The sequence below is a fragment of the Bacteroidia bacterium genome (genome assembly GCA_016218155.1).
Lineage (GTDB): Bacteria > Bacteroidota > Bacteroidia > Bacteroidales > GWA2-32-17 > GWA2-32-17.
The window spans coordinates 40,224-66,935 of record JACREQ010000079.1 but is presented as its reverse complement, the minus strand read 5'-3'; the positions used below and the strand labels follow the sequence as shown (position 1 = coordinate 66,935).

At 31.5% G+C, this 26,712-nt stretch carries 22 protein-coding genes; 11 read left to right on the top strand and 11 right to left on the bottom strand.

Annotated elements, in window-relative coordinates; translation table 11 throughout:
• Positions 1-148 (top strand): T9SS type A sorting domain-containing protein (locus HY951_14690; protein MBI5541311.1); only part of this gene is annotated, 148 nt, incomplete at its 5' end.
• A gap of 24 nt (positions 149-172) precedes the next feature.
• Here the strand turns inward: HY951_14690 and HY951_14685 are convergent.
• Positions 173-574: a hypothetical protein gene (locus tag HY951_14685; protein MBI5541310.1), complete on the bottom strand. Its 402-nt coding sequence runs from the start codon at positions 572-574 to the stop codon at positions 173-175.
• Between the two features lie 162 nt (positions 575-736).
• Here HY951_14685 and HY951_14680 point away from each other — a divergent pair, with 162 nt between their 5' ends.
• Positions 737-2,158 (top strand): inorganic phosphate transporter, encoded by a 1,422-nt coding sequence (locus tag HY951_14680; protein MBI5541309.1) that lies wholly within the window; start codon positions 737-739, stop codon positions 2,156-2,158.
• A gap of 10 nt (positions 2,159-2,168) precedes the next feature.
• On the opposite strand, the gene carB is transcribed toward HY951_14680, so the two are convergent.
• From carB to carA, 3 genes are all read right to left on the bottom strand, one after another.
• On the bottom strand, positions 2,169-5,399 hold the full coding sequence (carB, locus tag HY951_14675) for a carbamoyl-phosphate synthase (glutamine-hydrolyzing) large subunit (protein MBI5541308.1): 3,231 nt from the start codon (positions 5,397-5,399) through the stop codon (positions 2,169-2,171).
• Between the two features lie 114 nt (positions 5,400-5,513).
• Positions 5,514-5,870, bottom strand: a complete 357-nt coding sequence (locus tag HY951_14670) for a four helix bundle protein (protein ID MBI5541307.1) — start codon at positions 5,868-5,870, stop codon at positions 5,514-5,516.
• A 43-nt stretch (positions 5,871-5,913) separates the two neighbouring features.
• Positions 5,914-6,987, bottom strand: coding sequence for a glutamine-hydrolyzing carbamoyl-phosphate synthase small subunit (gene carA / locus HY951_14665; protein ID MBI5541306.1), 1,074 nt, complete (start codon positions 6,985-6,987; stop codon positions 5,914-5,916).
• A 189-nt stretch (positions 6,988-7,176) separates the two neighbouring features.
• On the opposite strand from carA, the gene HY951_14660 reads away from it, so the two are divergent.
• The 4 genes from HY951_14660 to HY951_14645 are packed head-to-tail and all read left to right on the top strand — an operon-like array spanning position 7,177 to position 10,107.
• Positions 7,177-8,238: a hypothetical protein gene (locus HY951_14660; protein MBI5541305.1), complete on the top strand. Its 1,062-nt coding sequence runs from the start codon at positions 7,177-7,179 to the stop codon at positions 8,236-8,238.
• A gap of 17 nt (positions 8,239-8,255) precedes the next feature.
• Entirely contained in the window at positions 8,256-8,852 is a 597-nt protein-coding gene (locus tag HY951_14655) for an SUMF1/EgtB/PvdO family nonheme iron enzyme (protein MBI5541304.1), read from the top strand.
• 27 nt (positions 8,853-8,879) lie between these two features.
• A complete protein-coding gene (locus tag HY951_14650; protein MBI5541303.1) occupies positions 8,880-9,485 on the top strand; it encodes an RNA polymerase sigma factor in 606 nt (201 codons plus the stop codon).
• The gene (locus tag HY951_14645; protein MBI5541302.1) at positions 9,466-10,107 is read left to right on the top strand and encodes a hypothetical protein; all 642 of its coding nucleotides are present in this window, start codon (positions 9,466-9,468) and stop codon (positions 10,105-10,107) included. Before HY951_14650 ends, HY951_14645 begins: the two co-directional genes overlap by 20 nt.
• Positions 10,108-10,192: 85 nt before the next feature.
• Here HY951_14645 and HY951_14640 read toward each other — a convergent pair whose 3' ends face one another.
• Positions 10,193-10,735, bottom strand: a complete 543-nt coding sequence (locus tag HY951_14640) for a DUF4924 family protein (GenBank protein MBI5541301.1) — start codon at positions 10,733-10,735, stop codon at positions 10,193-10,195.
• A gap of 229 nt (positions 10,736-10,964) precedes the next feature.
• Between HY951_14640 and HY951_14635 the strand changes: the two genes are divergently transcribed.
• The gene (locus tag HY951_14635; GenBank protein MBI5541300.1) at positions 10,965-13,406 is read left to right on the top strand and encodes a hypothetical protein; all 2,442 of its coding nucleotides are present in this window, start codon (positions 10,965-10,967) and stop codon (positions 13,404-13,406) included.
• Entirely contained in the window at positions 13,406-13,855 is a 450-nt protein-coding gene (locus HY951_14630; GenBank protein ID MBI5541299.1) for a tetratricopeptide repeat protein, read from the top strand. The genes HY951_14635 and HY951_14630 overlap by 1 nt, the downstream gene beginning before the upstream one ends.
• Before the next feature lie 2 nt (positions 13,856-13,857).
• Here HY951_14630 and HY951_14625 read toward each other — a convergent pair whose 3' ends face one another.
• The 3 genes from HY951_14625 to HY951_14615 form a co-directional block, all read right to left on the bottom strand.
• Entirely contained in the window at positions 13,858-14,826 is a 969-nt protein-coding gene (locus HY951_14625) for an acyl transferase (GenBank protein MBI5541298.1), read from the bottom strand.
• Positions 14,827-14,874: 48 nt separating this feature from the next.
• Positions 14,875-15,873 (bottom strand): type I glyceraldehyde-3-phosphate dehydrogenase, encoded by a 999-nt coding sequence (gap, locus tag HY951_14620; GenBank protein ID MBI5541297.1) that lies wholly within the window; start codon positions 15,871-15,873, stop codon positions 14,875-14,877.
• A gap of 152 nt (positions 15,874-16,025) precedes the next feature.
• Positions 16,026-18,971, bottom strand: coding sequence for a T9SS type A sorting domain-containing protein (locus HY951_14615; GenBank protein MBI5541296.1), 2,946 nt, complete (start codon positions 18,969-18,971; stop codon positions 16,026-16,028).
• A gap of 375 nt (positions 18,972-19,346) precedes the next feature.
• On the opposite strand from HY951_14615, the gene asnS reads away from it, so the two are divergent.
• The 3 genes from asnS (at position 19,347) to HY951_14600 (ending at position 22,934) form a co-directional block, all read left to right on the top strand.
• Positions 19,347-20,735: an asparagine--tRNA ligase gene (asnS, locus tag HY951_14610; protein MBI5541295.1), complete on the top strand. Its 1,389-nt coding sequence runs from the start codon at positions 19,347-19,349 to the stop codon at positions 20,733-20,735.
• A gap of 62 nt (positions 20,736-20,797) precedes the next feature.
• Positions 20,798-22,294, top strand: coding sequence for an RNA polymerase factor sigma-54 (gene rpoN, locus HY951_14605; GenBank protein ID MBI5541294.1), 1,497 nt, complete (start codon positions 20,798-20,800; stop codon positions 22,292-22,294).
• Between the two features lie 10 nt (positions 22,295-22,304).
• On the top strand, positions 22,305-22,934 hold the full coding sequence (locus HY951_14600) for a hypothetical protein (protein ID MBI5541293.1): 630 nt from the start codon (positions 22,305-22,307) through the stop codon (positions 22,932-22,934).
• A gap of 94 nt (positions 22,935-23,028) precedes the next feature.
• Here HY951_14600 and metF read toward each other — a convergent pair whose 3' ends face one another.
• The 3 genes from metF to HY951_14585 form a co-directional block, all read right to left on the bottom strand.
• Entirely contained in the window at positions 23,029-23,982 is a 954-nt protein-coding gene (metF, locus tag HY951_14595) for a methylenetetrahydrofolate reductase [NAD(P)H] (protein ID MBI5541292.1), read from the bottom strand.
• Positions 23,983-24,019: 37 nt separating this feature from the next.
• Positions 24,020-25,981 (bottom strand): glycosyltransferase, encoded by a 1,962-nt coding sequence (locus HY951_14590; GenBank protein ID MBI5541291.1) that lies wholly within the window; start codon positions 25,979-25,981, stop codon positions 24,020-24,022.
• A gap of 82 nt (positions 25,982-26,063) precedes the next feature.
• The gene (locus tag HY951_14585; GenBank protein ID MBI5541290.1) at positions 26,064-26,666 is read right to left on the bottom strand and encodes a hypothetical protein; all 603 of its coding nucleotides are present in this window, start codon (positions 26,664-26,666) and stop codon (positions 26,064-26,066) included.
• Between the last annotated feature and the right edge of the window lie 46 nt (positions 26,667-26,712).

Sequence of the window (26,712 nt, the reverse complement as noted above, 5' to 3'; positions counted from 1 at the left end):
CTTGAACATTGTTAACGTTTATGGAGATATTATTTATTCTGGTGGTTATGGAAATACAGAAATTAAATTAAATATTAAACCCGGAATTTACATTGTAAATTTATTTAACAAACAGGAAAAATTAACAAAAAGATTTGTTGTGCTATAAAAAACCCTTAATAAATCTTTTCTTCTATTCTCCTGCTTTTACATCCTGGCTAATTATTTTATATTCTCCAGCTTCATTCTGAATAACAAATGTTTGCATCGAGTTAATTTTTTCGTTTTCAACTTTATATGTTAATGAAATTCTTGTTGGTTCTCCACTAATCTCAACAATTGAGCTATCAATTAAACTGTAAGAAATTACCTTACCAATGCTTTGTGATAATTCTTCCATTTTTTCAGATCTGGTTTGAGTAGATTCTGAATAAAACTCATCATCAGTATAATATGTTTCTGCTTCTTCAAAATTATTAATTTTCAAAGAATTCAAAAATTTATCTGTACACTGTTTTGCTTTTCCCATATCCAAATTGGATGATGTGCAAGCAGAAAGTAGTAAAACTACAACAATAAATGGTATGTTTCTCATAGTTGTTTGGTGTTTATTAGATTGCAATATACAATATATATGAATATCTAACTATTCAACTGTTTAAAAATATTCAAAACTTAACATTAAATTAATATTAATATCAATTATTCGTTAATTCATTAAACTTATCTTGTGGGATTATTAGAAATTTAAATTATTATGTTTGGATTAAGTTTGGGTTTATCGATACTACTTGTAGTTGTTATACTTGCAGCATGTGTGTTTGAATTTATAAATGGTTTTCATGATACCGCAAATGCAGTTGCTACCGTAATTTATACTCGTTCACTTTCTCCTCAGGTTGCTGTAATCTGGTCAGGAATCTGGAATTTTATCGGAGTTTATTTTGGAGGAATTGCTGTTGCAATGGGTATTGTTAATCTATTACCCATGGATGCACTCGTTGATCAGAATATTTATCACAGTGTTGCTATGATAGCCGCACTAATAATAACTGCAATTGTTTGGAATCTTGCTACCTGGTATTTTGGTATTCCTTGTTCAAGCTCACATACTTTAATCGGATCAATTTTCGGTGTTGGGTTAGCTTATATGTTTATTTCTGTTGATGGTAGCGTAGCGTTAAACTGGAAAAAAGTAGCTGATGCCGGATTATCATTACTTATTTCACCAATTGTTGGTTTTGGATTAGCATTAATATTAATGTTTGTATTTAAGAAAATAATAAAAAAGAAACGTTTTTTTAAACAACCTGACCCTACAAAAAAACCTCCTTTCTGGATTAGATTTGTTTTGGTATTAACAAGCACTAGCGTTAGCTTTTCTCACGGTTCAAATGATGGTCAAAAGGGAGTTGGACTAATTATGATCATTTTAATTGCATTTTTACCTGGCTATTTTGCACTGGACTCATCAAAAAACACTACAAATATTGATGGGAACTTAGGTCAGATTGGTCACTATATTAATAAAATTGACACATTACAACTAACTGCTGCAGACTATTCGACTTTTGCCGAATTAAAAACTAAAGTTGCAGCGACTAAAATTGTATTAGATAAATCACAAGGTCCAGAAGAAATTCCATACTCAGAAAGATTTGGAGTAAGAAAAAATATTTTAGCTATTGGAAAACTTAGCGATAAATTCTTTAAAAGTGAAGCTCTAAAAAACACAGAAAAAATTAACCTATCTGAAAAAGAGGCTAATCACTTTAAGAAAAACGTAAATGAATTATCATCATATACTGAATACGCACCATGGTGGGTGATATTACTAATCTCCATTTCACTAGGTTTGGGAACAATGATTGGATGGAAAAGAATCGTTGTTACACTTGGCGAAAAAATTGGCAAATCTAATCTTACTTATGCACAAGGCACAAGTGCCGGAATTATTGCAGCTGGTACAATCGGAATTTCTTCTGGTTTAGGCTTACCTGTTAGTACAACTCATGTATTATCATCTGGTATTGCAGGAACAATGGTTTCTGAAGGTGGGGTTAAAAATTTACAAGGTGGTACAATTAAAAATATTTTACTTGCATGGGTAATAACAATTCCTGTAACTGTAGTGCTTTCGGGAGGATTGTTTTTATTATTCAGGTTTATAGTAAAATAATCAGACTTACTTATTCACCATATTCATCCCAAGATTTAATTGCTAAATCTTTTATATTTCTTTTACAGAATGAATATATAAAAGCACTTGCAAGTCTTGCATTTGTGAGTAAAGGTATATTATAATCAACCGAGCTTCTTCTTATCTCATAATCATTATTTAATTCATCTCTTGAAAGATTCTTTGGAATGTTAATAACCAAATCAAGTTTCTTTTCACGTAACATTGTTACAACATTAGGTTCTGCTTTCTCGTCCGGCCAATGAAGCATAGTTGATTTAACTCCATTTTCCTCTAAAAACAGCTGTGTACCTCTTGTTGCAAAAAGGTTATACCCTCTTTCTATTAACATTTTACAAGAGTTCAACATTTCTGTTTTTGAACGCGAAGGACCAGTAGAAAGTAAAATATTCTTTTTAGGAATTTTATATCCTACAGATAGCATCGCTGTTAAAACCGCTTCGTAATAATCTTCGCCAATACATCCAACCTCACCTGTTGAAGCCATCTCTACCCCTAATATCGGGTCAGCTTTAGCTAAACGAGAGAAAGAAAACTGAGGTGCTTTTACTCCTACATAATCAAGATCAAATGCTGATTTGTTAGGCTTTGCAATATCTTCGCCCAACATAATATGTGTTGCTATTTCTATAAAATTTGTTTTCAATACTTTTGAAACAAAAGGGAAACTACGTGATGCTCTTAAATTACATTCAATAACCTTTATGTCATTATCCTTAGCAAGAAATTGAATATTAAATGGTCCTGAAATTTTCAAAGCTTCTGCAATTTGTTTGGATATCTTTTTTATTCTACGAATTGTTTCTACATATAATTTTTGTGCAGGAAAAACAATAGTAGCATCTCCTGAATGAACTCCGGCAAACTCTATATGTTCTGAAATTGCATAAATAATTACTTCACCATTTTTGGCTACAGCATCAAACTCTATTTCCTTTGCATTTTCTATAAATTCAGAAACAACCACCGGATATTTTTTTGAAACATTTGTAGCCAGATTTAGGAAATGCTCTAGCTCGTCTCTGTTCGAAACAACATTCATTGCAGCACCCGAAAGAACATATGAAGGTCTTACCAAAACAGGAAAACCAACCTCATCAACAAAATTAAAAATATCTTCAATTGTAACAAGTTCTTTCCATCTTGGCTGATCAACTCCAAGCTCATCTAATGTAGAAGAAAAACGATGACGATCTTCAGCATTATCAATAGAAAGCGGAGATGTGCCAAGAATATTAACATTATTCTGATAAAGTCTCATTGCAAGATTATTTGGAATCTGTCCACCCACTGATACAATAACTCCCTGAGGAACTTCATTGTCTATAATATCCATAACTCTTTCAAACGATAACTCATCAAAATATAATCTGTCGCAAATATCGTAATCAGTACTTACCGTTTCAGGATTATAGTTTATCATTACAGAACGCAACCCTTTTTTCTTAACAGTGTTCAATGAATTTACGCTACACCAGTCAAACTCAACACTACTACCAATTCTGTAGGCACCAGAACCTAAAACAATAACTGAACGGTTGTCGTTTTCAAATTTAATATCATGCTCAGAACCGTTATAAGTTAAATACAAATAATTTGTTTGGGCAGGATACTCTGCAGCCAGTGTGTCAATTTGTTTAACATAAGGTACAATACCTGCAATTTTTCTATAATTTCTTATATGCAATGATTTGTCAGATGCGTCGTCTAAATTACTATACAATATTTTAGCAATCTGAAAATCGGTATAGCCCAGTTTCTTTGCATCATGAAGCATCTCTAAGGGAAGTGTTTCAATGGAGTTATATCTTGAAATCTGATTTCTTAAATCATAAATATTTTTTAGTTTATATAAAAACCACTTATCGATTCTGGTATGTTGGTGAATCTCTTCTACTGAATAATTTTTATGAAGAGCCATTGCAATAACAAAGATTCTCATATCTGTTGGGTTTGCAAGTTCTTTTGAAATTTGTTCTACCTCTTCAAATTCCATATCCTTGTTTCCAACAAAACCATGCATCCCTTGTCCTATCATTCGAAGCCCTTTCTGTATTGCTTCTTCAAAGGTTCTCCCAATTGCCATAACTTCACCCACACTTTTCATACTGCTTCCCAATTCCTTAGAAACTCCTTTGAATTTGCCCAAATCCCAACGCGGAATTTTTACAACAATATAGTCTAAAGCAGGCTCAAAGCATGCAGTTGTGGTTTTTGTTACAGAATTCTTTAATTCGTGTAAACCATAACCTAATCCTAATTTAGCAGCAACAAATGCAAGAGGATACCCTGTTGCTTTTGAAGCAAGTGCACTTGAGCGTGAAAGCCTTGCATTTACTTCAATTACACGGTATTCTTCCGAATCAGGGCAAAGTGCATATTGCACGTTGCATTCTCCAACAATTCCTATATGTCTTACAATTCTGATTGCAATTTCTCGTAGCTTATGGTATTCGCTGTTTGTAAGGGTTTGCGAGGGTGCTACCACAATACTTTCTCCGGTATGAATTCCAAGTGGATCGAAGTTTTCCATATTGCAAACTGTTATGCAATTATCATAACAATCGCGTACCACTTCGTATTCAATCTCTTTCCAGCCCTTAAGTGATTTTTCAACAAGAATTTGATTAGAATGCGAAAATGCTTTATTCCCTAAAGTAATTAATTCTGCATCATTGTTACAAAACCCACTTCCTTGTCCACCAAGTGCAAATGCTGCTCTTACAATAATTGGAAAACCCAAATCTTTAGCCGCTTTCAGCGCATCATCAATTGTAGTAACAGCATGACTTTTGATTGTGTCAACATTAATCTGGTCTAATTTTTTAACAAAAAGCTCACGATCTTCAGTATCAATTATTGACTGTACAGGAGTTCCTAAAACTTTAACATTATACTTTTCAAGTATTCCTGATTTATATAACTCTACTCCACAGTTTAGTGCAGTTTGGCCTCCAAATGCAAGAAGTATCCCTTCGGGTTTTTCTTTAATAATAACTTGCTCAACAAAATCGGGAGTTACTGGTAAAAAATAAATTTTATCTGCAATACCTTCAGACGTCTGAACAGTAGCAATATTCGGATTAATAAGAATGGTAAAAATTCCTTCTTCCTTTAATGCTTTTAAAGCCTGCGAACCAGAATAATCAAACTCCCCGGCTTCGCCAATTTTTAATGCTCCTGAACCTATTACTAATACCTTTTCTGTTTTTTTATCCATAATGTATCTTTAATTTGGTAATTTGAAAATGAATAAATTTGGTAATGAAACCCCCTCACTTTAATTTTCTTTAAAATTACTCCCTTACCAAATTGATTAATATTCAAATTATTTTTATTCTTTATTTCTTTTTGCAGTTCCTATTATTTTTGACAAAACCATTTGAATATTATTTACTTGCAAAATCAATTCTTCATTAGTCGGATAGCTTTTTGAAAACTTGCACAATTCAAGCCAATAAATAGTTTCATCAACTTCCTTTGCTGAAATTTTCATTTTATGAATAAAATCTGCTTTACTTTCAGCATTCTGTGCTTCTCTAATATTAGCTCCTATTGAAGTTCCTGATTTAAGTAGCTGTCTCGAAATAATAAACTTTTTATTTGTTTCTAACTCTTCACAAAATTGAATTATTCCAAGCGCAAACTGAAAAGACATTTCAACGATTATGTTCTTTTTATTTCCCTGCATAAGCTTAAATTTTAATTTTCAAATTGAAACATTTCCAAATTATTTAATTGTTTTTTATAAGGTCAAGAAATTTATCAAACAAAAAATCCGTATCTGTTGGACCACTGCTTGCTTCGGGATGGAATTGTGTTGAGAAAAAAGGTTTTGTTTTGTGAATAATTCCTTCGTTTGTATTATCATTTACATTAACAAATAACTGTTGCCATTCTTCTCCTAAAGTATTTGCATCAGTGGCAAATCCATGGTTTTGTGAAGTTATATAACAACGATTAGTGCCAACTTGTAAAACTGGCTGGTTATGACTTCTATGACCATATTTTAATTTATAGGTATCACCTCCTGATGCAAGACTCATCAACTGATTGCCTAAACAAATACCAAATATAGGAGTATCTTTTGCAAATGCTTTTGCAATATGTTTTATTGTTACTTCACACTTCTTTGGATCGCCCGGACCATTAGAAATAAAAAGCCCATCGTATTTTTCATTTGTAAAATCATAATTCCATGGAACACGAACAACAGTAGTATCACGTTTTAACAATCTTCTTATAATATTAAATTTTACTCCACAATCAACTAATACTATTCTGTATTTTCCATTACCATATTCAATAATTTCTTTTGTGCTAACCTGCTCTGCAAGATTCTCAGAATTAGGATCACAAAAATCCAGCTCCTCATTATTCCAAATAATTTTCCCTTGCATCGAACCAAGTTCTCTTAGGTGCTTTGTTATGGCTCGCGTATCAACACCATAAATCCCAGGAATTTTATGTTCAATCAGCCATTCTGATAAAGATTTTTGCGAATTCCAGTGACTGTTTTCCCAAGAGTAATCAGCAATTACTAATCCTGAAATATGAATTTTTTCCGACTCAAAAAAATTAAGTATTCCATTTTCCGATTTATAATCAGGCACACCATAATTTCCAATTAAAGGATAAGTAAGTACTAATATTTGTCCTTTATACGAGGGATCTGTAAGACTTTCGGGATAACCAGTCATAGCAGTATTAAATACAACTTCGCCAGAAGCTGACCCTTTAAACCCAAAACTTTTTCCTGTGATTTTTGTACCGTCTTTAAGAATAAGATCGATATTCCGGTTTTCCATTTACGTGTAATTATTTTAATTAATAATTTTATAACAACAGTTATAAGAAACGTAGTTCCGGATGACAAAAATAGTTTAATAGTTATTAATATACAGATTTAGATATGAGATTTTATTAACTATATTATATTTTACTACTTTTATATGAACGTTTTTCGCACTTAAGTGTATTAATAGAAAAATTACCAAATGAAAACTATTATAATTACTTTTCTTTTTAATTGCTTTTTTATTTTAGCTTATTCTCAAGATACATTAAATAAGTTGCCAGAAGGGTGGAAATTAGCAGGTAATTCAAAAGAATATATTGCTGGAACTGAAAAAGACTCTTTATTAAATAAAAAAGTTGCTTTCTTAAAATCAACTGCTGAAGTATATAAAGAAATGGACTTTGGAACTATTGCTCAAAGTTTTAATGCAACAAAATATTTAGGAAAAAGGGTTAAGTTCAGTGCTCTTGTTAAAACCTCAAATATTGAAGAGTGGGCAGGGCTTTGGCTCAGAACTGACGATGATGATGGCAGAACAATTAGTTTTGACAACATGGCTGATAGACAAATTAAAGGAACCAATAATTGGAAAAAATATGAATCAGTTACAGACATTCCATTATATACTGATAAAATATTGTTTGGTTTTTTAATATCAGGCAAAGGAACGGGATGGATAGATGAAATTAAATTTGAAGTTGTAGATTCTTCAATAGCATTAACTGGAAAAACATATAAACAAACACCTGTTTTACCACAGAATCTTAGTTTTGAAATTCCTTCTCAAGAAAATCATGAAGTATCATATCGATGGAATTTTTATAACAAGAATAAAAGTCATAATATATCAATTGTCAAAGATTCTATAAAAAATGGGAATGTTTTACTAATAGAATCATCTCAGATAAAAGAAACTTCGTTAGGCTTTATTACACAAACTATAAAAAGCCGCAATTACCGCAATACTAAAATAAAGATAACTGCCTATGTTAAATCAGAAAACGTTGAAAACGAAGCACATTTAATACTATATTGTTTAAAATCTAACAATAGAAACACATTAAGTAAAAAGATTAAAGGAACAAATGATTGGAAAAAATATGAAATAATAGCAGATGTTCCAAGTACATCAAAGCCGATTACATTTGGGGTATTTTTAAATGGTAATGGTAAGCTTTGGGTGGATGACTTTACTTTTGAAGTAATTGAAGGTACAGATAAAAGCAAAATACCGGACGAACCAATAAATTTAACTTTTTAAATTATATAATAAACAATATGAAAAATTATGTATTGTTAATTCTTGTAAGTTTTCTTATTTCTTGTTCTACTACAAAGCTTACCTCAGAAATTAGTATTGAAAAACTTGGCAATCCACCGGGTACAGAACAAATTACTGAAAATGTATATTTAGATAAAAACAATATAAGTAATGTAAGTTATAGAGAATTTTTATATTGGATAAATAGAATATATGGTGGAAATTCTCAAGAATATATTTCTGTAGTTCCTGACACAACTCTATTAAATAAATCAAATAATATTAACTCTGTTTTAGGTGACAATTACTTTAGACATCCAAAATTTCAAGACTCACCTGTTATGGGAGTATCTATAAACCAAGCAAAGCAATATTCAAAATGGCGTTCAGACAGGGTTATGGAATGGACACTTGTTAAATATGGGATTATTAAAATGAATAACAACGCACCTAAAGATTCAATCTTTACCATTGAAAAATATTTTTCGGGAAAATATTATAACATTAAACCTAGTCCATACTTATTATATTACCCGGAATACCAATTAATTGATTCAACTATTAGTACAGTCACAGGTTTTAGAAATATTTGCACATACAAAAAATGGAAATAATTTCAATTACCTAAAAAGTAATAAAGAATGTCATTTTTAAAAACAAACAATTTTAAATCATATTCCGATGAAGAATTGATGAAACTTGTTTGTAAACAAAATAATAAAGCATTTGAAGAATTATATAAAAGGTATAATAACAAATTACAATTTTTCTTTTTCAGAATATTAAATAAAGACAAAGAAAAGGCTAAAGATTTTACTCATGATCTTTTTATTAAGCTAATTGAAAAACGCACATTATTTAACAATTCGCACATATTCTCCACCTGGGTATACACTATAGCTTTAAACATGTTTAAGAATGAGTTACGAAAAGAAAAAACAGTAAATAAATATAATGAGCAATTACTTCCCGATGAATATATCTCGAATAATAAAAACTTATTGGACGATATTGATCTGCCTTATTATAAAAAAAAATTAGATATAGCACTTGAAGAACTTGAAGAATCAAAAAGAATAGTTTTTATTCTAAGGTATCAGGAAGAGCTTTCGGTAAAAGAAATTGCAGAAATTCTTGAATGTCCTGAAGGAACAGTAAAATCAAGAATTTTTTATGCAATTGAAGCACTCGCTAAAAAGTTAACAACGTTCAAACACACTATGATTTATGAACACACAAAGCAATAAGTCAGAATTAAATGATTTCACAAAACCCTGGGATGACTTAACACCAGACGAAAAGAAAAATATTCTTTCGGTTTCATCTGAAAAAGAATATAAGCTTAAACAAAAAGTTGTTTCAGATTATGTAAATCATTTTAAAGATGAGCTTATGGCTTTCAATGAAAATGAGAGTATGCCGGAAACATTATCTTCACATTCAAAAACAAGTTTAAAAAGAATAATTTATATTTCTTCCTCATTAGCGGCTGCATGCTTATTGATTGTGACTCTTTATATTTTTAGTATAAGGGATAATAATAAACATCTTTCAAATAACTTCAAGCATAATGAAATCAAATCATTTGTAAAACAATCTAAAAAAGATACTATATACTCAGTTCATAACAACTTGCCAATTATAAATATTAACATTAAAGAAAACATTAGTTCTGTAAATAAAAATCAATTAAGCGACGACGAAATAATTCAACAAATAATAAACAATGCTATAGCCGAAACTTCCAACGATGAAATAACAGAATATTTACTAAATATAGGGAAAGAAGATATTCAAGATGATGATTATAATATCAACATTTCACCAGTAGATACAATGAACTTTGAAATACTTTTAGAAAATTTGTAACCATTTTTCAATAGCTCTAAGCACCAGACTGCCGTCATCCTGAGCGGAGTCGAAGGAAGGCAATGCTTTAGACACTCTATTTTTTTTAAATCTCCAATTCTCCTTTTTCGTACTCTTTATATTTTTTAGACAAATATGCCATAAGATTACTAAAATTAGTCATTGCCTCTAAAGTTTCAACATTTAAGCTAACTTTCTTAAGTCGCATTAACAATAAAGAATACAATGCATAAAGGCAAACTTCAATATCTGAATCGGGTTTTGTAGGAAGCTTTTGTCTAAAATGTTCTATATCCTGACCTGCAGTATTAAATAGTTCCTTATAGTTATTATCGTCGGTTAATTCTAACAATCGATAATGAAAATCTGTTAATTCTTTTACCTGATTTGCTACAAATTGCAAGTGACCACTTTTTTGCAATCTCTCTTCGTTCATCATACGGCAAAGCGCCTGATACCATTTACGAATCTCATACATTTCCTGCTCAGATTGCTTGAATTGTGAAATCAGAGTTCTCTCTAGTTTTTCAAAATCACAATCATTGCTTCTTATTAAATCCTCAAGCTGAAACATATATATCAAATATTCAGAAATATTCGTCTTTTTAAGTTCTTTTGCAATTAACATATAATATTGTTTTCAATCTTTTTGTAAATGTAATTTTAAGTACAGACTCTTCCAAAATCTCATTATTAATTTAGAAATTTATCAACAAATATAGGGGATTCAACAAATATAAACTTAAAAATAAACTACATGGATTATGTTAATAAAGTACTTGTAAATAGCTTTATAAAACAATTTTAAATAGTATAAAAATTAGTAATTTGGACATTTAATAATTTAACCTAACCACATGAAATTACAATTATTAATTTTATTTTTAACGATAACAGGCTGTTTATCATATAATATATCAAAAGCTCAAACGGGAAATTTATCCTCGGACACATCAAATTATTCAAGAATTTTAGATTCTGAGGATTATAATGCAGACTTATTAAACGACCTTATTAAGAATGCTATTAATAAATACCGCTTAAAACAAAAATCAGATACATTAACTTTTGAAACTTTACTAAAAAGTGCTGCTGACGATCAGGCAACTTTCATGGCCGAAACAAATAATGCCACATACGAACAAGGCGGAAAAAAAAGTACAACAGGAAAAAGAATAGCATTTTATGGTGGATCGAATAACGGAAATGAACTAGTTGTTAAAATGCCCATCAAAAAAGGAAATGAACTATATACATACGGCAAAGTTGTTGATGACATTATGTTTAAATGGCTATCAGATAAAAAAGGGATAGTTGTTTTAAATGATCCAACTTATATGTTTTTTGGAATTGGCTCTGCCCTTGATGCTGATCATAAAAAAGTTTACGTTTCTGTTGTGTTTGGAAATTACAGTTCATTTAATGCCGGAAGTACCCGTAGAGATGAGCTTGCAACCCCATTTACAACTAAAAAATACGGTCTTAAAAAATTCGATGATAAAATTTGTAAACGTTGTGATAAATTTAGAAATATAGAAGATTTACAAAAAGCAATTTACATTAAAGATAATAATCTTTATTTTAAATATGACGATTACAAGGCACTTAAGAAACTATTAAAAGACCCAACTGACGGGTTGGTTATCGATGTTATACAACGTGCACAATATCCTTGCGAAGGTGAAAACATAATAAATAACAGCCTTGTAAACAAAGGTGTAATGGTAAAAAGGTACAAGGCTTCCAAATTTGAAAAGAAGAACCTCGTAACAGATCCTAAAGAAAAAAAGAAAAAAGTTGAAGTTCTTATTGGACCTCTACCAAAAGACCTTACAGGCGAATATGAATTAAACTTACTCGTTGTTATTGGAAAAAAAGTTTGTAAAACTATTTCTCCTTCATTTAACGAAGATGCCGGCGTTGAATATTCAAATGTTATAGAACTGCTTGCAGACACTGTAGTTATTGGGGAATCTGATTATATTCCAACTGCCGAAAACTCAACACTGGAATTTGTTATACCGTTTGAAAGAAATAAATCCACCTACAAACCCGAAGATATCGAACCTCTTATTAAAAAGCTTAAAGAACCTGATTTTATTATTAAAGATCTTGCCATTCAAGCCTACTCTTCAATTGAAGGCAATGATGAATCAAATAAGGTTCTTCAGAAAAATCGTGCAGAAAGTATTGTTGACGCTCTAAAATCGAGACAAAAAGATAAAGTTGTTTCTAATATAACAATGGGCGATAACATGGAAGATTTTAAACGGGATGTGCAGGGAACCGAATTCTCAAATATGGCAACCATGACAGTTCCTGAAGCTCAGGATTATATCAGAAAAAACAATCTCATTAAAAAACTTGAGCCAATCTTACAAAAACATCGTTATGGCAAGCTAACCATGAATATCACCTATGATATTGCAGGTAAAAAGGAACAGGCTTTTGTGTTAAGCAGATTTAATAAAAGCCTTAAAGAAAATAATTTAACCCGTGCACTTTCTATACAAAAATTTATTTTCAGAAAAGTTCCGAAAAAAGAATATACCGCTGAAGCCGTTACTGGACAAGAGATTCCCGAAACACCAGAATTTGCAGGTTTATTGTTAAATAAACTATGGTTATCAGGTTTATTAATGAATAAGCTATGGTTAGAGAAATATATTAACAACGAGGAAATAAGTGAAGAGTATTGCGATAAAATCACAAACCTTCATAATATGGCACCAGAAAATTTCTACATTACATATAACTGGTATTATTGCAGAATCTTACATCAGGAATTAACCGGCGACAAGAGTATTGTTGACTTTCAAAAAGAAATTAGTGGATTATACTCAACCGGATTAAAAAAGAAAACTGTTGATTTACTAAATATGGAATACCAGTTTAAAGTTATTCAGTATTTAGACACACTTGACGAGCCACCTCCACTATTATTAGCTAGTTTGGACACTATTCGTGCAATATCAAAACTTACAGAAGCAAACTGGCAAAATTCTCTTAAACTTGCATACATTTTTGTAAGCCAGAAAGACTACGAATTTGCAGCAAAACTATTAGAGCCTTATATAATTAGCAATAATCCTTTTGATGAATTAATTTTCTCTTATATTTCAATTTGCAGTCATTTACCTTATAAATTCGGTTCCCCAAGATTTGTACTTGCAATGAATAAAGCAAAAGAACTGGATAAGGACAGGTACTGCAAACTTTTTAAGAAAGATAAATTAACTATTCAGGCTTTAGAAAACACTAAGGTAAAAGAACTTTATTGCAAAACATGCGGTAAATAATGAAACTGTTGTTTGTTTTTTCACTGTTTATTTGCTTATTTTTTCAAGCATTATTTTCACAGGAAAAAAAACCTTTGAATCTTGAAATATATTTTAACAGGACTTTAACTGATGCAGACAGAATTAGAATAAAAGAAAATATTTTCCAATACTCACAGCAGATACACACAAATCCTGAAAATGCACCATTATATGTAAACAGAGGGGTACAATATGCGTACATGGGACTTTATCCTGATGCAATTAGCGATTATAACAAGGCTATTAAAATTGATTCCACTCTTGCTGAAGCATATTATAACAGGGGTATTGCAAAAGCAAGATTCGCATTCACAAAAGGTTCGTGTATGGATGTAAAAAAAGCTGCACTTTATGGTTTACCACAAGGAAAAGAATTATATAAAAATAAATGTGGGTTGTTTATAAAAGATCTTGGCGAATTGCCATAACATTATCCCAAGAGTAAATTACAACCCCTTACCTGGCTGTAATCAAATCTTCCTAGCACCTCAAAACTTCCATCATTATAACATTTCCCCAGATCCTGTGTTTCAATAAATGAGCAAGAATATCTGTTTGCAAGATCAATAATATTTATTCCACCGGTTTTTCCATTTTCTATTAATTGAAACGGATCAGAAGTGTCTCGAATTAATACCTTCATCCACGGTGGGCAATTATATTTGCCATTTCCTTTTGAATATGCCTGAGATAATAACTCGGTCATACCATACTCACTATGAATATTACTAACTCCAAATCCAGCACTTAATTTCTCGTGTAATTCCCTTCGTGTAATCTCTTTCTTTCGTCCTTTCATTCCACCCGTTTCCATCACAATAAAATTATATGACAATTGTTGCGGAAACTTTTCTACTAAGTCCAATAATGCAAAACTTACTCCCAATAAAAGAACCTTTTGTGTTGAATCTAAATACTTTTTTATAATGTTATTTAAGTCAGAAAAGTTATCAAGAAAAAAACCGGAATCTTTATTATTGCTTAATTTTATTAGTTCATTAACCATATAAACTAATGAAGAACCTTCTCTTTCAAGATATGAAGGCAAAAGTGCTAAAATACAGTAGTCTGTGGGATTCTGATAAAACAAATCAAAACATTTTTTAAAACTATTCTTATATAAGGACAACTCCTTTACATAATGTTTTGACACCTCATCACCTGTAGTACCACTACTTGTAAATATAATTTCTGAAAATTCTGAAGTTGTTATCTTGTGAGTTTTAAAAAATGAAACAGGTAAAAATGGAATCTCATTAATAGTTTTAATTTTATCAGGAACAATGTGCAATAATTTTAAATATTGCTTATACACAAGATTATTCTGGGCTTGATAACAAAATGTTTCAATAGCAGAATTTTCAAATTCGAAATCAGTATGACTTTCTAACAAATTCACTTTTGTTTTTTTTTATAATAAAAAACCGGCATTTGCCGGTTTAATATTTTATTTAAATAGTAGAGGAATTAAATCTACTACTCTGTTTGAATATCCCCATTCATTATCATACCATGAAAGTACTTTAACTGTTTTACCAATTACCATAGTACTTAAAGCATCAAAAATACTTGAATGCGGGTTATGAATTATATCAACTGAAACAATAGGATCTTCGGTATATTCTAAAATTCCTTTCATCGGACCATCTGCAGCTTTTTTCATAGCAGCATTAATCTGCTCTTTTGTGGCTTCTGTTTTTAAATTTACAACAAAATCTACTAATGAACCTGTTGGGGTTGGTACGCGAATAGCCAACCCATCTAGTTTACCTTTTAATTCAGGAATTACTTTGCCTACTGCTTTTGCAGCACCTGTGGTTGTAGGAATCTGAGAAACTGCACATGACCTTGCTCTTCTTAAATCTTTATGTGGTGAGTCAAGTATCATCTGATCGTTAGTATATGCATGAATGGTTGTCATAAAGCCGGTTTCAACACCAAATGCATCATTTAAAACTTTTACAACAGGAGCAAGACAGTTTGTTGTACAACTTGCATTTGACACACATTGATCAGTAGACAGTAAATCGTTATCGTTTACGCCCATTACAATCATTCTGTCAATTGTATCTTTTGATGGTACTGTAAGTATAACTTTTTTTGCCCCAGTTTTTAAATGGTCACCATAACCTCCTTTTTCGCTTTCTTTGCTAACAAATTTACCAGTAGACTCGATTACCACATCAGGGGTGTTACTCCATTTAATACTTGCCGGACTTCTTTCTGCGGTTACTTTTATTTTAACTCCATTAACAATAAGATTCTCATTATCAAAAGCAACTGTTCCTTCAAACTTTCCCTGAGTAGAATCATATTTTAATAAATGAGCCAGAGTTTGCGTATCTGTAAGGTCGTTGATTCCTACAATTTCTATATCTGAACGTTTTAATGCAATTTTAAAAACGTTTCTTCCAATCCTTCCAAATCCGTTGATTGCAACTTTTATCTTTGTCATATTCAATAAAATTAAGTCAATTAACACTAATTATTAAAAGTCAAAATTAATGATTATAAGTTTAAACACAAAAAACCTTTATCACCTTTATAAATAAAAAAACCCTGTCTCTCGACAGGGCTTTTAATGTAAGCTATGAGAAATTAATAAACTACAAATTTAGTGGTACTCTTTGTGCCGTTTGATTCCATAGATGCAATATATGTACCTGCTGATAATCCATATGTATCAAATTCTAAACTGTGATTACCGGCATCCTGATTTTTACTTGAAATTGTTTTTACAACATTTCCGGACAAATCATATATTTTAAAAATAACATCACTTCTTTTGTTTAGGTTAAAAGAAACGCTTGCCTGATCTTTTACAGGATTAGGATATACAACAATTTGCAAAGAATTTGATTTATTTTCAACAATTTCTGGCACACTAACCGGACCTCTAAAATCTTCGCAACGATATATCCCACGACCTGCTGTTGCTGCATAAATAACACCATGGTTTTCAATGTTTGAATTAAAACCACCATCAACAACTGGAAGTACATACCATCCGTTTGGATGAATTTGCTGACGTAACTGGATTACAGGAACATTTGGAAAAGCTGTTTGTTTTTCCCAAGTTGGACTTGCAACTGTAATATCATCTGTAGTATAAACTCCGGATTCTGTTCCGATTATTACTACAAGCGAATTATTCCAGTTTACAATTGCGCTATAAATCGGCATTGCCGGTAAAGAAGAACTTTGCCTTGAGGCAAAATTATCTGCAGTTACTGATGATGTTGTAGTTGCTGCATTAAATGAATAATAAATATAATCTGTACTTGTATAGCCACCTAAAGTAAGTACAACATTATTTGCATTCTGAGGATCAATTGCAATACCTGTAATTTTATGGTCAAAATTACCGATTTCAGTTGTAGTAATAACTTGCTGCGATGAATTTGATGCACAAGTTGCACTATCTTTTGCAGAATTAATATTAGAACAACGATAAATTTTACTTACACCAGTTGTTGCATTATAATCTGAGAAAAATAAATGATCTCCATCCTTAGAAAATTCAATATTTTGAATTTCTTTTACTGTAGTTAATTTTGAAATTCTATACCAAATTGGAGGCGACATTGATTGAAGAAGGCTGAAGCGAGTAATCCAAATTGACCCATTTGGGCTTGTTGCATTATTACCACTATATCCAATAGCTAAAACTGACTGATAGGTATCTTGAACAACCACAGTATCTGATTTTCTTAATGAATCCCTACCATTTAAATCGGTCAAATTAATAATATGTTTTAATTCCCTTCCACACTGAGAAAAAATACTAAGAGTATCGCCAAGATAAAGTGTTTCAGGAGCCTTAGCTAACCAATACAGCCAACTGCCTGGATCATAAAACGTTTCCCACAATCTGATTGGAGTTACAAAAGGATGGGTTGAGGTTCCTATATTAGTATTTGCATCAGTAATATTTTTACTTATAAGCTTAGTATTATCTGTTTCAAATGTACCACCACCATCATTTGATCTTATTAATTTTCCAAAGCTTGTTGTAGCAAAAATCATGTAAGGATTTAACTGTGAAAACTCACAATGGCCTCCATTACCACCATATATTTTAAATGCATCAGTTACATGAGTTCCGGTAAGTGGTATTATTTCAGTTCCATTATTTTGAGTACCGCCTATAACCATACCATTGATAGAATAACTTACTGAATTAAAAATTGTAGTATTATAATTTTTATTCTTTTGGCTCCATGTAAGTGCAGCATCTGCAGAACTAAATACACCACCATCTGTTCCTAAATAAATTACTTTATTAGTTGCAGAATAATTAGGAGCAAACACTATTGTATGTATTCCTGAATGAACATATTTTTGATTAGTGAAATTAAGCAAACCAGTAGAAACCTGTTGCCAAGGATTTGCTGTTGTATATTCAAATAAGTCATATCCACCTAATAATAAATGTTCGGGATCATCTGGAAAAACAGCTATAACATTATTATAACGTCCATATTTATCTTCGCCAAATGGTAAAAATTGAGAATTTATACTAGCCAACATTTTTGTAAATGTATTCCCCTTATCTGTTGACTGGTATACATTTTTCAATGCTCCTGCGTTATCAGCTGCTAAACAATATATATAATTAGAATTTGAAGGAGCGATAGCAAACTCAATACGTCTAACATCAGTTGGAATAGAGTCCACAGGAGTTACTTTATCTGAGATGTTTTTAAAGGAATCGTCGCCAGTATTGCAAACATAAGCTTTACGTGCTAATGCTGCTATAACAACCAAACCATCTTTACTTACCTGAACATCGGTACAAACTGAATCTGCATTTGCATCTCCGGCAATTGTATTTGCCCATGTAGTTCCACCATCTGTAGAAAGCATTAAACCTTTTGCTGTTGCTGCATATATTTTATTTGTATTTGTTGGGTGAATTGCAATTTTACTTACGTAATAAAAAATATTCTTCGAATCATCTGATGAATTCCAAGTTGAAGTTAAATGTGTCCATGTTTCTCCATGATCTGTAGATTTCCAAATTCCCTGACCTCTAAATCCTAATTTATTATTTAAATTAAAATATTCACCTGTTCCTGCGTAAATATCTCCGTTTGAAGCCTGACACATAGAGCTGATAATCATATTATCCAATAAATCATTTCCTGCAATTTTAACCCATGAAAGCCCACCTGTAGTAGATTTCCAGATTCCTCCACCAACAGAACCAGCAATAATAAGGTTCTGATTGTCTTTATCAATCACAACAGCTCTGGTTCTTCCACCAACATTACTTGGACCCATTTCTGTCCAATTCATTTGAGTAGCAGGACTTTTTTTAACTTTATGTCCAGAAGTTGTATTAACTTTTCCATTACCATCTTTAGGGGCTTCAATATCAAAAAAGATCTCACTGATTGTGCTGTGATTCTTTAAGAAGTTCTTAATTGAATTCTTGCTTTTCAATATTACATCAGCATTATTTGACATTGATGTTAAAAAAGTAAAAGCAACACCTGCAGCTAATAATAATGTAAAAGATAAAAATAAACGCTTGGTTCTCATATGATTATTTTTTCAAGTTAATTTAATACTCACATTTTAAAAATAAATGCACAAGATATGCAAAAATTATATATCAAAAAAGAGAAATAATCATTACTGTCTTTTTTGACTTTTAAAATGAATAATAATGGTATAAAACTACAATTTGAAATTCTAAAATACAACATTAAACTTTTTAACAAAACAACTAAGTCTCCTAACAACATGTATTGTCATATTAAGTGCAATTTTAAAATTTAAACGGGACAAGAATAAACATTTTATTGGTCTATAATTTAACTAAACTTCAATTTTTGATAAATTTTATTCCTGATCTTTTGAAATGTTTGGAGAGCAGTAAAAATCATATTAGGTTTGTAGTTCAAAAATAATAATATGAAACGCATTAAAATTAAAGAGTTATTACTATCCAAAGATTTTGGAAAAGAAGTTGTTGTAGAAGGTTGGGTTAGAACCAGAAGAGGAAATAAAAACGTGAGTTTTATTGCAATTAATGATGGTTCTATAATTCATAGCATGCAAGTTGTTGTTGACATACCTGTATTTGGAGAAGAGGCATTAAAAAATATTACTACAGGAGCTTGTATAAGAGTAAAAGGAATATTGGTTCAATCCCAAGGACAAGGACAACCTGTTGAAATGCAGGCAAAAGAGATTCAGGTTTACGGAACATGTGATCCAGAAACTTATCCTTTACAAAAGAAAGGTCACACTCTGGAATTTTTAAGAAGCATTGCACATTTAAGACCACGCACAAATACTTTTGGAGCTGTTTTAAGAATTCGTCATAACATGGCATTTGCAATTCACAAATATTTTAACGACAAAGGATTTTATTATATCCATACTCCTATAATTACAGGTTCTGATGCCGAAGGCGCTGGTCAAATGTTCAGAGTATCAACACTTGATCCGCATAATTTACCGAAAACTCCGGAAGGAAACATAGATTTTTCACAGGACTTTTTCGGCAAAGAAACAAATCTTACAGTTTCAGGTCAACTTGAGGGTGAACTCGGAGCAATGGCTCTTTCAGAGGTATATACTTTTGGCCCAACATTTAGAGCTGAAAACTCCAATACTCCACGCCATCTTGCAGAATTCTGGATGATTGAACCCGAAATGGCATTTTATGACCTTGAAGATAACATGACACTGGCTCAGGATTTTGTTCAATATCTTGTTCGTTATGCTTTAGAAAATTGCAAAGATGATTTGAATTTCTTAAACGAAATGTATGACAAAGAATTAATTTCCCGTCTGGAATTTGTTGTTAACAATGACTTTAAGAGGTTAACTTATACAGAGGCTGTTGAAATTCTTATGAAATCTGGAGAAAAATTTGAATTCCCGGTTTCCTGGGGTACCGATTTACAATCAGAACATGAACGCTATTTAGTAGAAAAACATTTTAAGAAGCCTGTTATTTTAATTGATTATCCAAAAGAAATCAAGGCATTTTACATGAAACAAAATCCCGATGGAAAAACAGTAAGAGCAATGGATGTTTTGTTTCCAAAAATTGGAGAAATAATTGGTGGCTCGCAGCGTGAAGAAAATTTAGAAAAACTCGAAACAAGAATAAACGAGCTTCATATCCCATCAAAAGATATGTGGTGGTATTTAGAAACCCGAAAATTTGGAACAGCTCCTCATAGTGGTTTTGGATTAGGTTTTGAAAGATTAATATTATTTGTTACGGGAATGGCAAATATTCGCGATGTAATTCCTTTCCCCAGAACACCTAAAAATGCTGAGTTTTAAAACATCTTTGAAACTTTAAAATAATCTTTTCGTTTACGTCTTTATAAGGAAAACAAAGCAATATGTTAGATCAAAGACTTCAGCAAAAGCTTTTGCAAAAGCTTTCGCCACAACAGATACAGCTTATAAAGCTACTCGAAATTCCTACAATGGAACTTGAGCAACGTATTAAAAAAGAGATGGAAGAAAATCCTGCTCTTGAAGAAGGTGAAGCAGAAGAAGAAATTGACAATGTAGATGATGATTTAAGTCTGGATGAAGAAAATATAGATGAAGATTTTGAAGAAGAAATAGATGAGCCCAAAAAAGATGAAGAATTTTCTTTGGAAGATTACATTGAAGATGAAGACGACGACACTCCTTATTACAATTTAAATGTAAACAATTACTCTAAAGACGATGACAGAAAAGAATTCATTTACTCTACTGGCTCTACATTTCATGAAAGTTTAACATCGCAGATCGGGCTAAGATTTTTAACACCTCAACAGACAAAACTTGCAGAATACTTAATTGGAAATTTAGATGAGGACGGTTACTTACGTCGCGAAATTTCTGCAATTGTTGATGATTTAGCTTTTTTACAAAACGAAACTACTACAGAAAATGAATTATTAGAGATTCTTGAAATTGTTCAGCAACTTGATCCACCCGGGGTTGCAGCAAGATCACTTCAAGAATGTCTGTTGTTACAGATAACCAGAAAAGATCATCGCAACCCAGCAATCAGAAATGCCATCTCCATTCTTAATGATTGTTTTGAAGAGTTTACAAAAAAACATTTTGATAAAATTTTAAAGAAATTATCAATAACCGAAGACCAATTAAAAAATGCTGTTGATGAAATTATTCATTTAAGCCCACGTCCCGGAAATTCTTTTTCAGATCCGCAAAACAAGAGTCTTCACCAAATAACACCAGACTTTGTAGTTGACAATAGTGACGGAAAACTATATGTTTCGCTCAACTCCCGTAATGCTCCAGAGCTTAGAGTAAGCCAGACTTACTTAAATATGATTCAGACTTTTCAGGCAAACAAAAACAAAAAAGGCAAACGCGATAAAGAAGCAATTAATTTTGCACGTCAGAAAGTTGATTCGGCAAAATGGTTTATTGATGCATTAGAGCAAAGACAAAACACGTTGTTAATAACAATGAACGCAATAGTAAGTTATCAGCAGGATTTTTTCAGAGAAGGCGACGAAACTATGATGAAACCGATGATACTTAAAGATATTGCCGACGTCACCGGCTTGGATATCAGCACAATTTCAAGAGTTGCAAATAGTAAATATGTACAAACTCAGTTTGGAATATTTTCGTTAAAATTCTTTTTCTCTGAATCAATGCAAAACGATGCAGGCGAAGAAGTTTCTACTCGCGAAATTAAGAAAATTTTACAAGACGAAATAGAAAAAGAAGATAAACACAACCCATTAACAGATGAAGAACTTGCTGAAGTTCTTCTACAGCGTGGTTATCCGATTGCCCGTCGTACAATTGCTAAATACAGAGAACAACTTAATATTCCGGTTGGCAGACTAAGAAAAGAGCTTTAGATTTTATAAAATGACAGAGGAAATAACAAAAGCTGAAAAAATCACAGCAATAATTATCTCGTATATTTTTCATCCTTTGCTAATGCCAACTGTGGGGCTATTCCTGTTTTTTCATTCAGGCACATATTTAGAAACAATGAATGATGATGCAAAAAGTTTTTTATATATAATTCTTGGATTCTGTACTTGTGTTTTACCACTACTATCATTGCCATTATTTATCTACAGAAGAGTAATTAAGAATATAAATATGGACAGTCGTAGCGAAAGAATTATGCCGGCTGTTTTCACTCTTGTTTTTTATTTTCTTGGATATTATATGCTTAACAAATTGCCAATACCAACAGTTATAACAGGATTTATTACATCAATAGTGGCAATGGCATCATTTGCATTATTAATAACAATATGGTGGAAAATAAGTTATCACATGATGGGACTTGGTGGAATTATTGGTGCCTTAATTGCTCTATCTATTAGAATGGAAACTAATTTACAATATTATATTATTGGCAGCATATTAATTGCCGGAATAGTTTCAACAGCAAGATTAAGATTAAATGCACACACCCCATTACAAATATTAGCGGGATTATTTTTAGGTATCGCAGTGGTTTTTGGCTTTGTGTTTTTTGGTTGAAAGAATTATTGTTTTACTGTAAATTCAATTACCGGTGAACATTGTTAAATATTTATTATTCATTATTGCAAAAACACTATAAAAATTGGGTTATTTAAAAAACTGCTTCAACAATTTTTCTGGTATTGTCAGATTTTCCCATTGTATAATAGTGCACTACAGGAACTCCAGCAGCGACTAATTCCTTTGACTGCATTATAGCCCACTCAATTCCAACTTGTTTAATTTCATCATTTGTTTTACATTTTTTAGCTTCTTTTTCAAGTGCCTCTGGAATTTCTATGTAAAATGTTTTTGGCAGAATATTTAAGTGACTTAAAACAGATATCGGTTTTAATCCAGGTACAATTGGTACTGTTATTCCGGCTTTGCGACACTCATCAACAAAATTAAAAAATTTCTGATTGTCGTAAAATAATTGTGTAACAACATACTCAGCACCAGCATCTATCTTTTCTTTTAAATAAGCTAAATCGCTTCTCATATTTGGTGCTTCGGGATGTTTTTCGGGATAACCAGCTACACCAACAGAAAAGCAAGTTTTTGTACTATTCATTAAATCATCGTCAAGATATTTGCCCTGATTTAAATCCATTACCTGTTTAACTAAATCAATCGCATAATTATTTCCATTTTCCTCTGGTACAAATGTTTTAGTAGATTTATCAGGATCACCCCTAACAATTAACACATTTCTGATTCCTAGAAAATGTAGTTCAAGTAAAGCATTTTCAGTCTCCTCGCGCGAAAAACCACCACAGATAATATGTGGAACTACTTCTATTCCATATTTATAATGAAGCGCTGCTGAGATAGCAACAGTACCAGGACGTTTACGAACTATTCTACGTTCCAATAAACCGGATTCATGTTTTTTATAAACTACTTCTTCACGGTGATATGTTACATTAAGATAAGGAGGCTTAAATTCAAGCAATGGTTCTATTGTACGATAAATTCCCTCAATGCTATCACCCTTAAGTGGAGGTAATATTTCAAAAGAGATAAGTGTTTTTTTTGTGTTTCTTAGAATTTCTGCAACTTTCATTTTCTTCGTGTTACTTGTTATTTGTATTTTGTTGCTATTATTTATTTAAATTTCCAATTTCTCTGAATTTCTTAAACATACATGCAATGTCAATAGTTACTTTGTAATCTTTTGCATATAATAAGTTCATTTGGGCAATAATATCAGAATTTATTTCGATACTCTGATTTTTAGGTTCCGGATTTAATATACTCGGTTTAAGTTTAGGCAGCATATTATTTCTTTGATTATTAATATAACCAACCCATGTTTTTAACCCCGCTAAAACCAAGGCAATATTTTTGAACATCCCAAACGGATTCTTTACAAAAAATAATACAACGGGTAGAAAAACCAAAAGTAAAATTGAAAATGTAATATCAATAAGTCGTTTATTGCGACGATTAAGTTCGCTTGCAATTGAATTAAAATGCACTTCATACAAATCACCTGCTGTGTCGATTGAATTACTACCGATTATAGCAATACTCTCGGGACCGGCAATTTTATAATCAATATTAAATGCCGAAAGATTTACCATGCTTCTTATTACATTTGCAGAAGGAATATCGCGAGAACAAAAAACAATTTCATCAATACGGTTTATCTGAGCAATCTCTGTTAACTCATCCAAACCTCCAATAAACTTGTCATTTGCAATTAGGCCATTTGTTGTAACAAATCCTATTAAATCAAATTGCAATCCTGTATTTTTTAAAAGCTGCTCAACACGCGTACATTCTTCTATACTTCCCGCTAAGACAATTCGTTTCTTTCTGTATTTGTGTAGTTTAAAAACAGAGATTCCTGAAAAATGGAGTAAAAACCGAAATGCAGGAACTGCAATAACGGTCCAAAGCATTCCTATTAATAAAATAGCTCTTGAGAATCGCATTGTTTCACTCAACAATGCATAAAAAACTAATACTAACAATATTCCAAATCCAATTCCTTTAAATACATTTTTAATCTTAACCGGTCTGGAATATCCACCCAAATAAAAAATCGAAAACACCCATAGTAAAATATATACCGGCACAACATATTTTAAAAACATCAGAGGATAACTTCCATCACCATGATATTTATATTCTTCCCAGTATTTTGTTATCACATAGAACCCAGAATAAATAACAGCTCCATCAAAAACAGGAGTTGCCATGCTTTTAAAAAACTGTGTTGCCAATGCTAATGCTGCCCTAAACCATATTGCAATCGAAATTAAAACAGAAAATATATTAGCATTTCCTTTTGAAAAATGTTTTCTTGCAAATATTGACATTGCATTATAAAACATTCGAACATAATTTATGCTTCCTTTTTTTGTGCTCTCACCTTTATAATGAATAATTGTAGTTTTTGAAAAATAATAATTCTTGTAACCGGCTAATATCAGTCTATACGAAAGATCTATATCTTCGCCATACATAAAAAAACACTCATCAAGTAAACCAGTTTTATCGAGTGCTTCTTTTCGCATAAGCATAAATGCGCCAGATAGAATTTCTATTTCGTGATTTTCGTCCTTACTTAAATTTCCTAAGTGATATTTGCTAAATGTTTTTGATTTTGGAAACAATTTTGACAATCCAAATATTTTATAAAAAGCTACTGAAGGCGTTGGCAATCCTCGTTTTGATTCGGGCAAAAAATTCCCTTTTCCATCGATCATTTTTACTCCAAGACCACCGGCCTCAGGATGCAAATCCATAAATTCAACAACTTTAACAAAAGTATCTTCTTCAACAACAGTATCGGGATTTAGCAATAAAACATATTCCCCTTTAGATTTATTAATTGCCTGGTTATTTGCTTTTGAAAACCCTAAGTTTTCGGTATTCTCAATTAAAATAACATTAGGGAATTTTTCCTTAACCATTGCACAGGATCCATCCACAGAACGGTTATCTATAACAAATATTTCTGTTTCAATGCTTTTTGCAGCCTTTATGACAGCATGTAAGCACTGCTCTAAAAAGTGCTTTACATTATAGTTTACTATGATTACGGAAAGTTTCAACCAGTTAAAATATCAACGGGTAAAAATATACAATTAACATGAAAGTTTGATTGTTGTATCAAACGAACAAAAATAAAAATAATTATAAATGAAATGTTACTCCAGCAGTAAAATAGCTAATATCATAACCAAACTCTGTAAAAAATGCAATCTTTTTAGTTACAAAATAATTTGCTCCTGCAAATGCTGCAGTATGAAAATCAGCTCCACCCTGGTAAGATGGCTTATATGCAGCAGGACCCGAATAACTATAAAATCTTTGTCTAACACCTGTTGCAAATCCTGCATATGCATTTAATTCAGGAGTATTAATTAGCTTACCAAAGTTATAGTAATATGCAGCTCTGAAGGCAACAACTAAATATACGTAGTGTTGAGTATAATTGTATGTGTTTACTACAGGCCAAATTCCATCAGTATATATTCCCTTATATGTTTTTGCAAATGAACCAACTAATCCACCAAAAGCTAATGTTCCCGGACCAATTTTTTTAAACCCATGATCAAATGAAACTCTAACAGCCGGAGTTCCTCCAAAGGTTCCAACAGCAGAAAAATGATAATAATTAAGACTTGGACCAACACCCAGACTTAAAAAGTTAGTCCCTTTTTTCATTTCCTGAGATTTAATATTAATTGATATACCTGATATTAAAACAAGTATAATAAAAAATGTTTTTTTCATGATTTTTATTTTTTTTTGCAAAAGTATCATTTTTGAATTTAATACA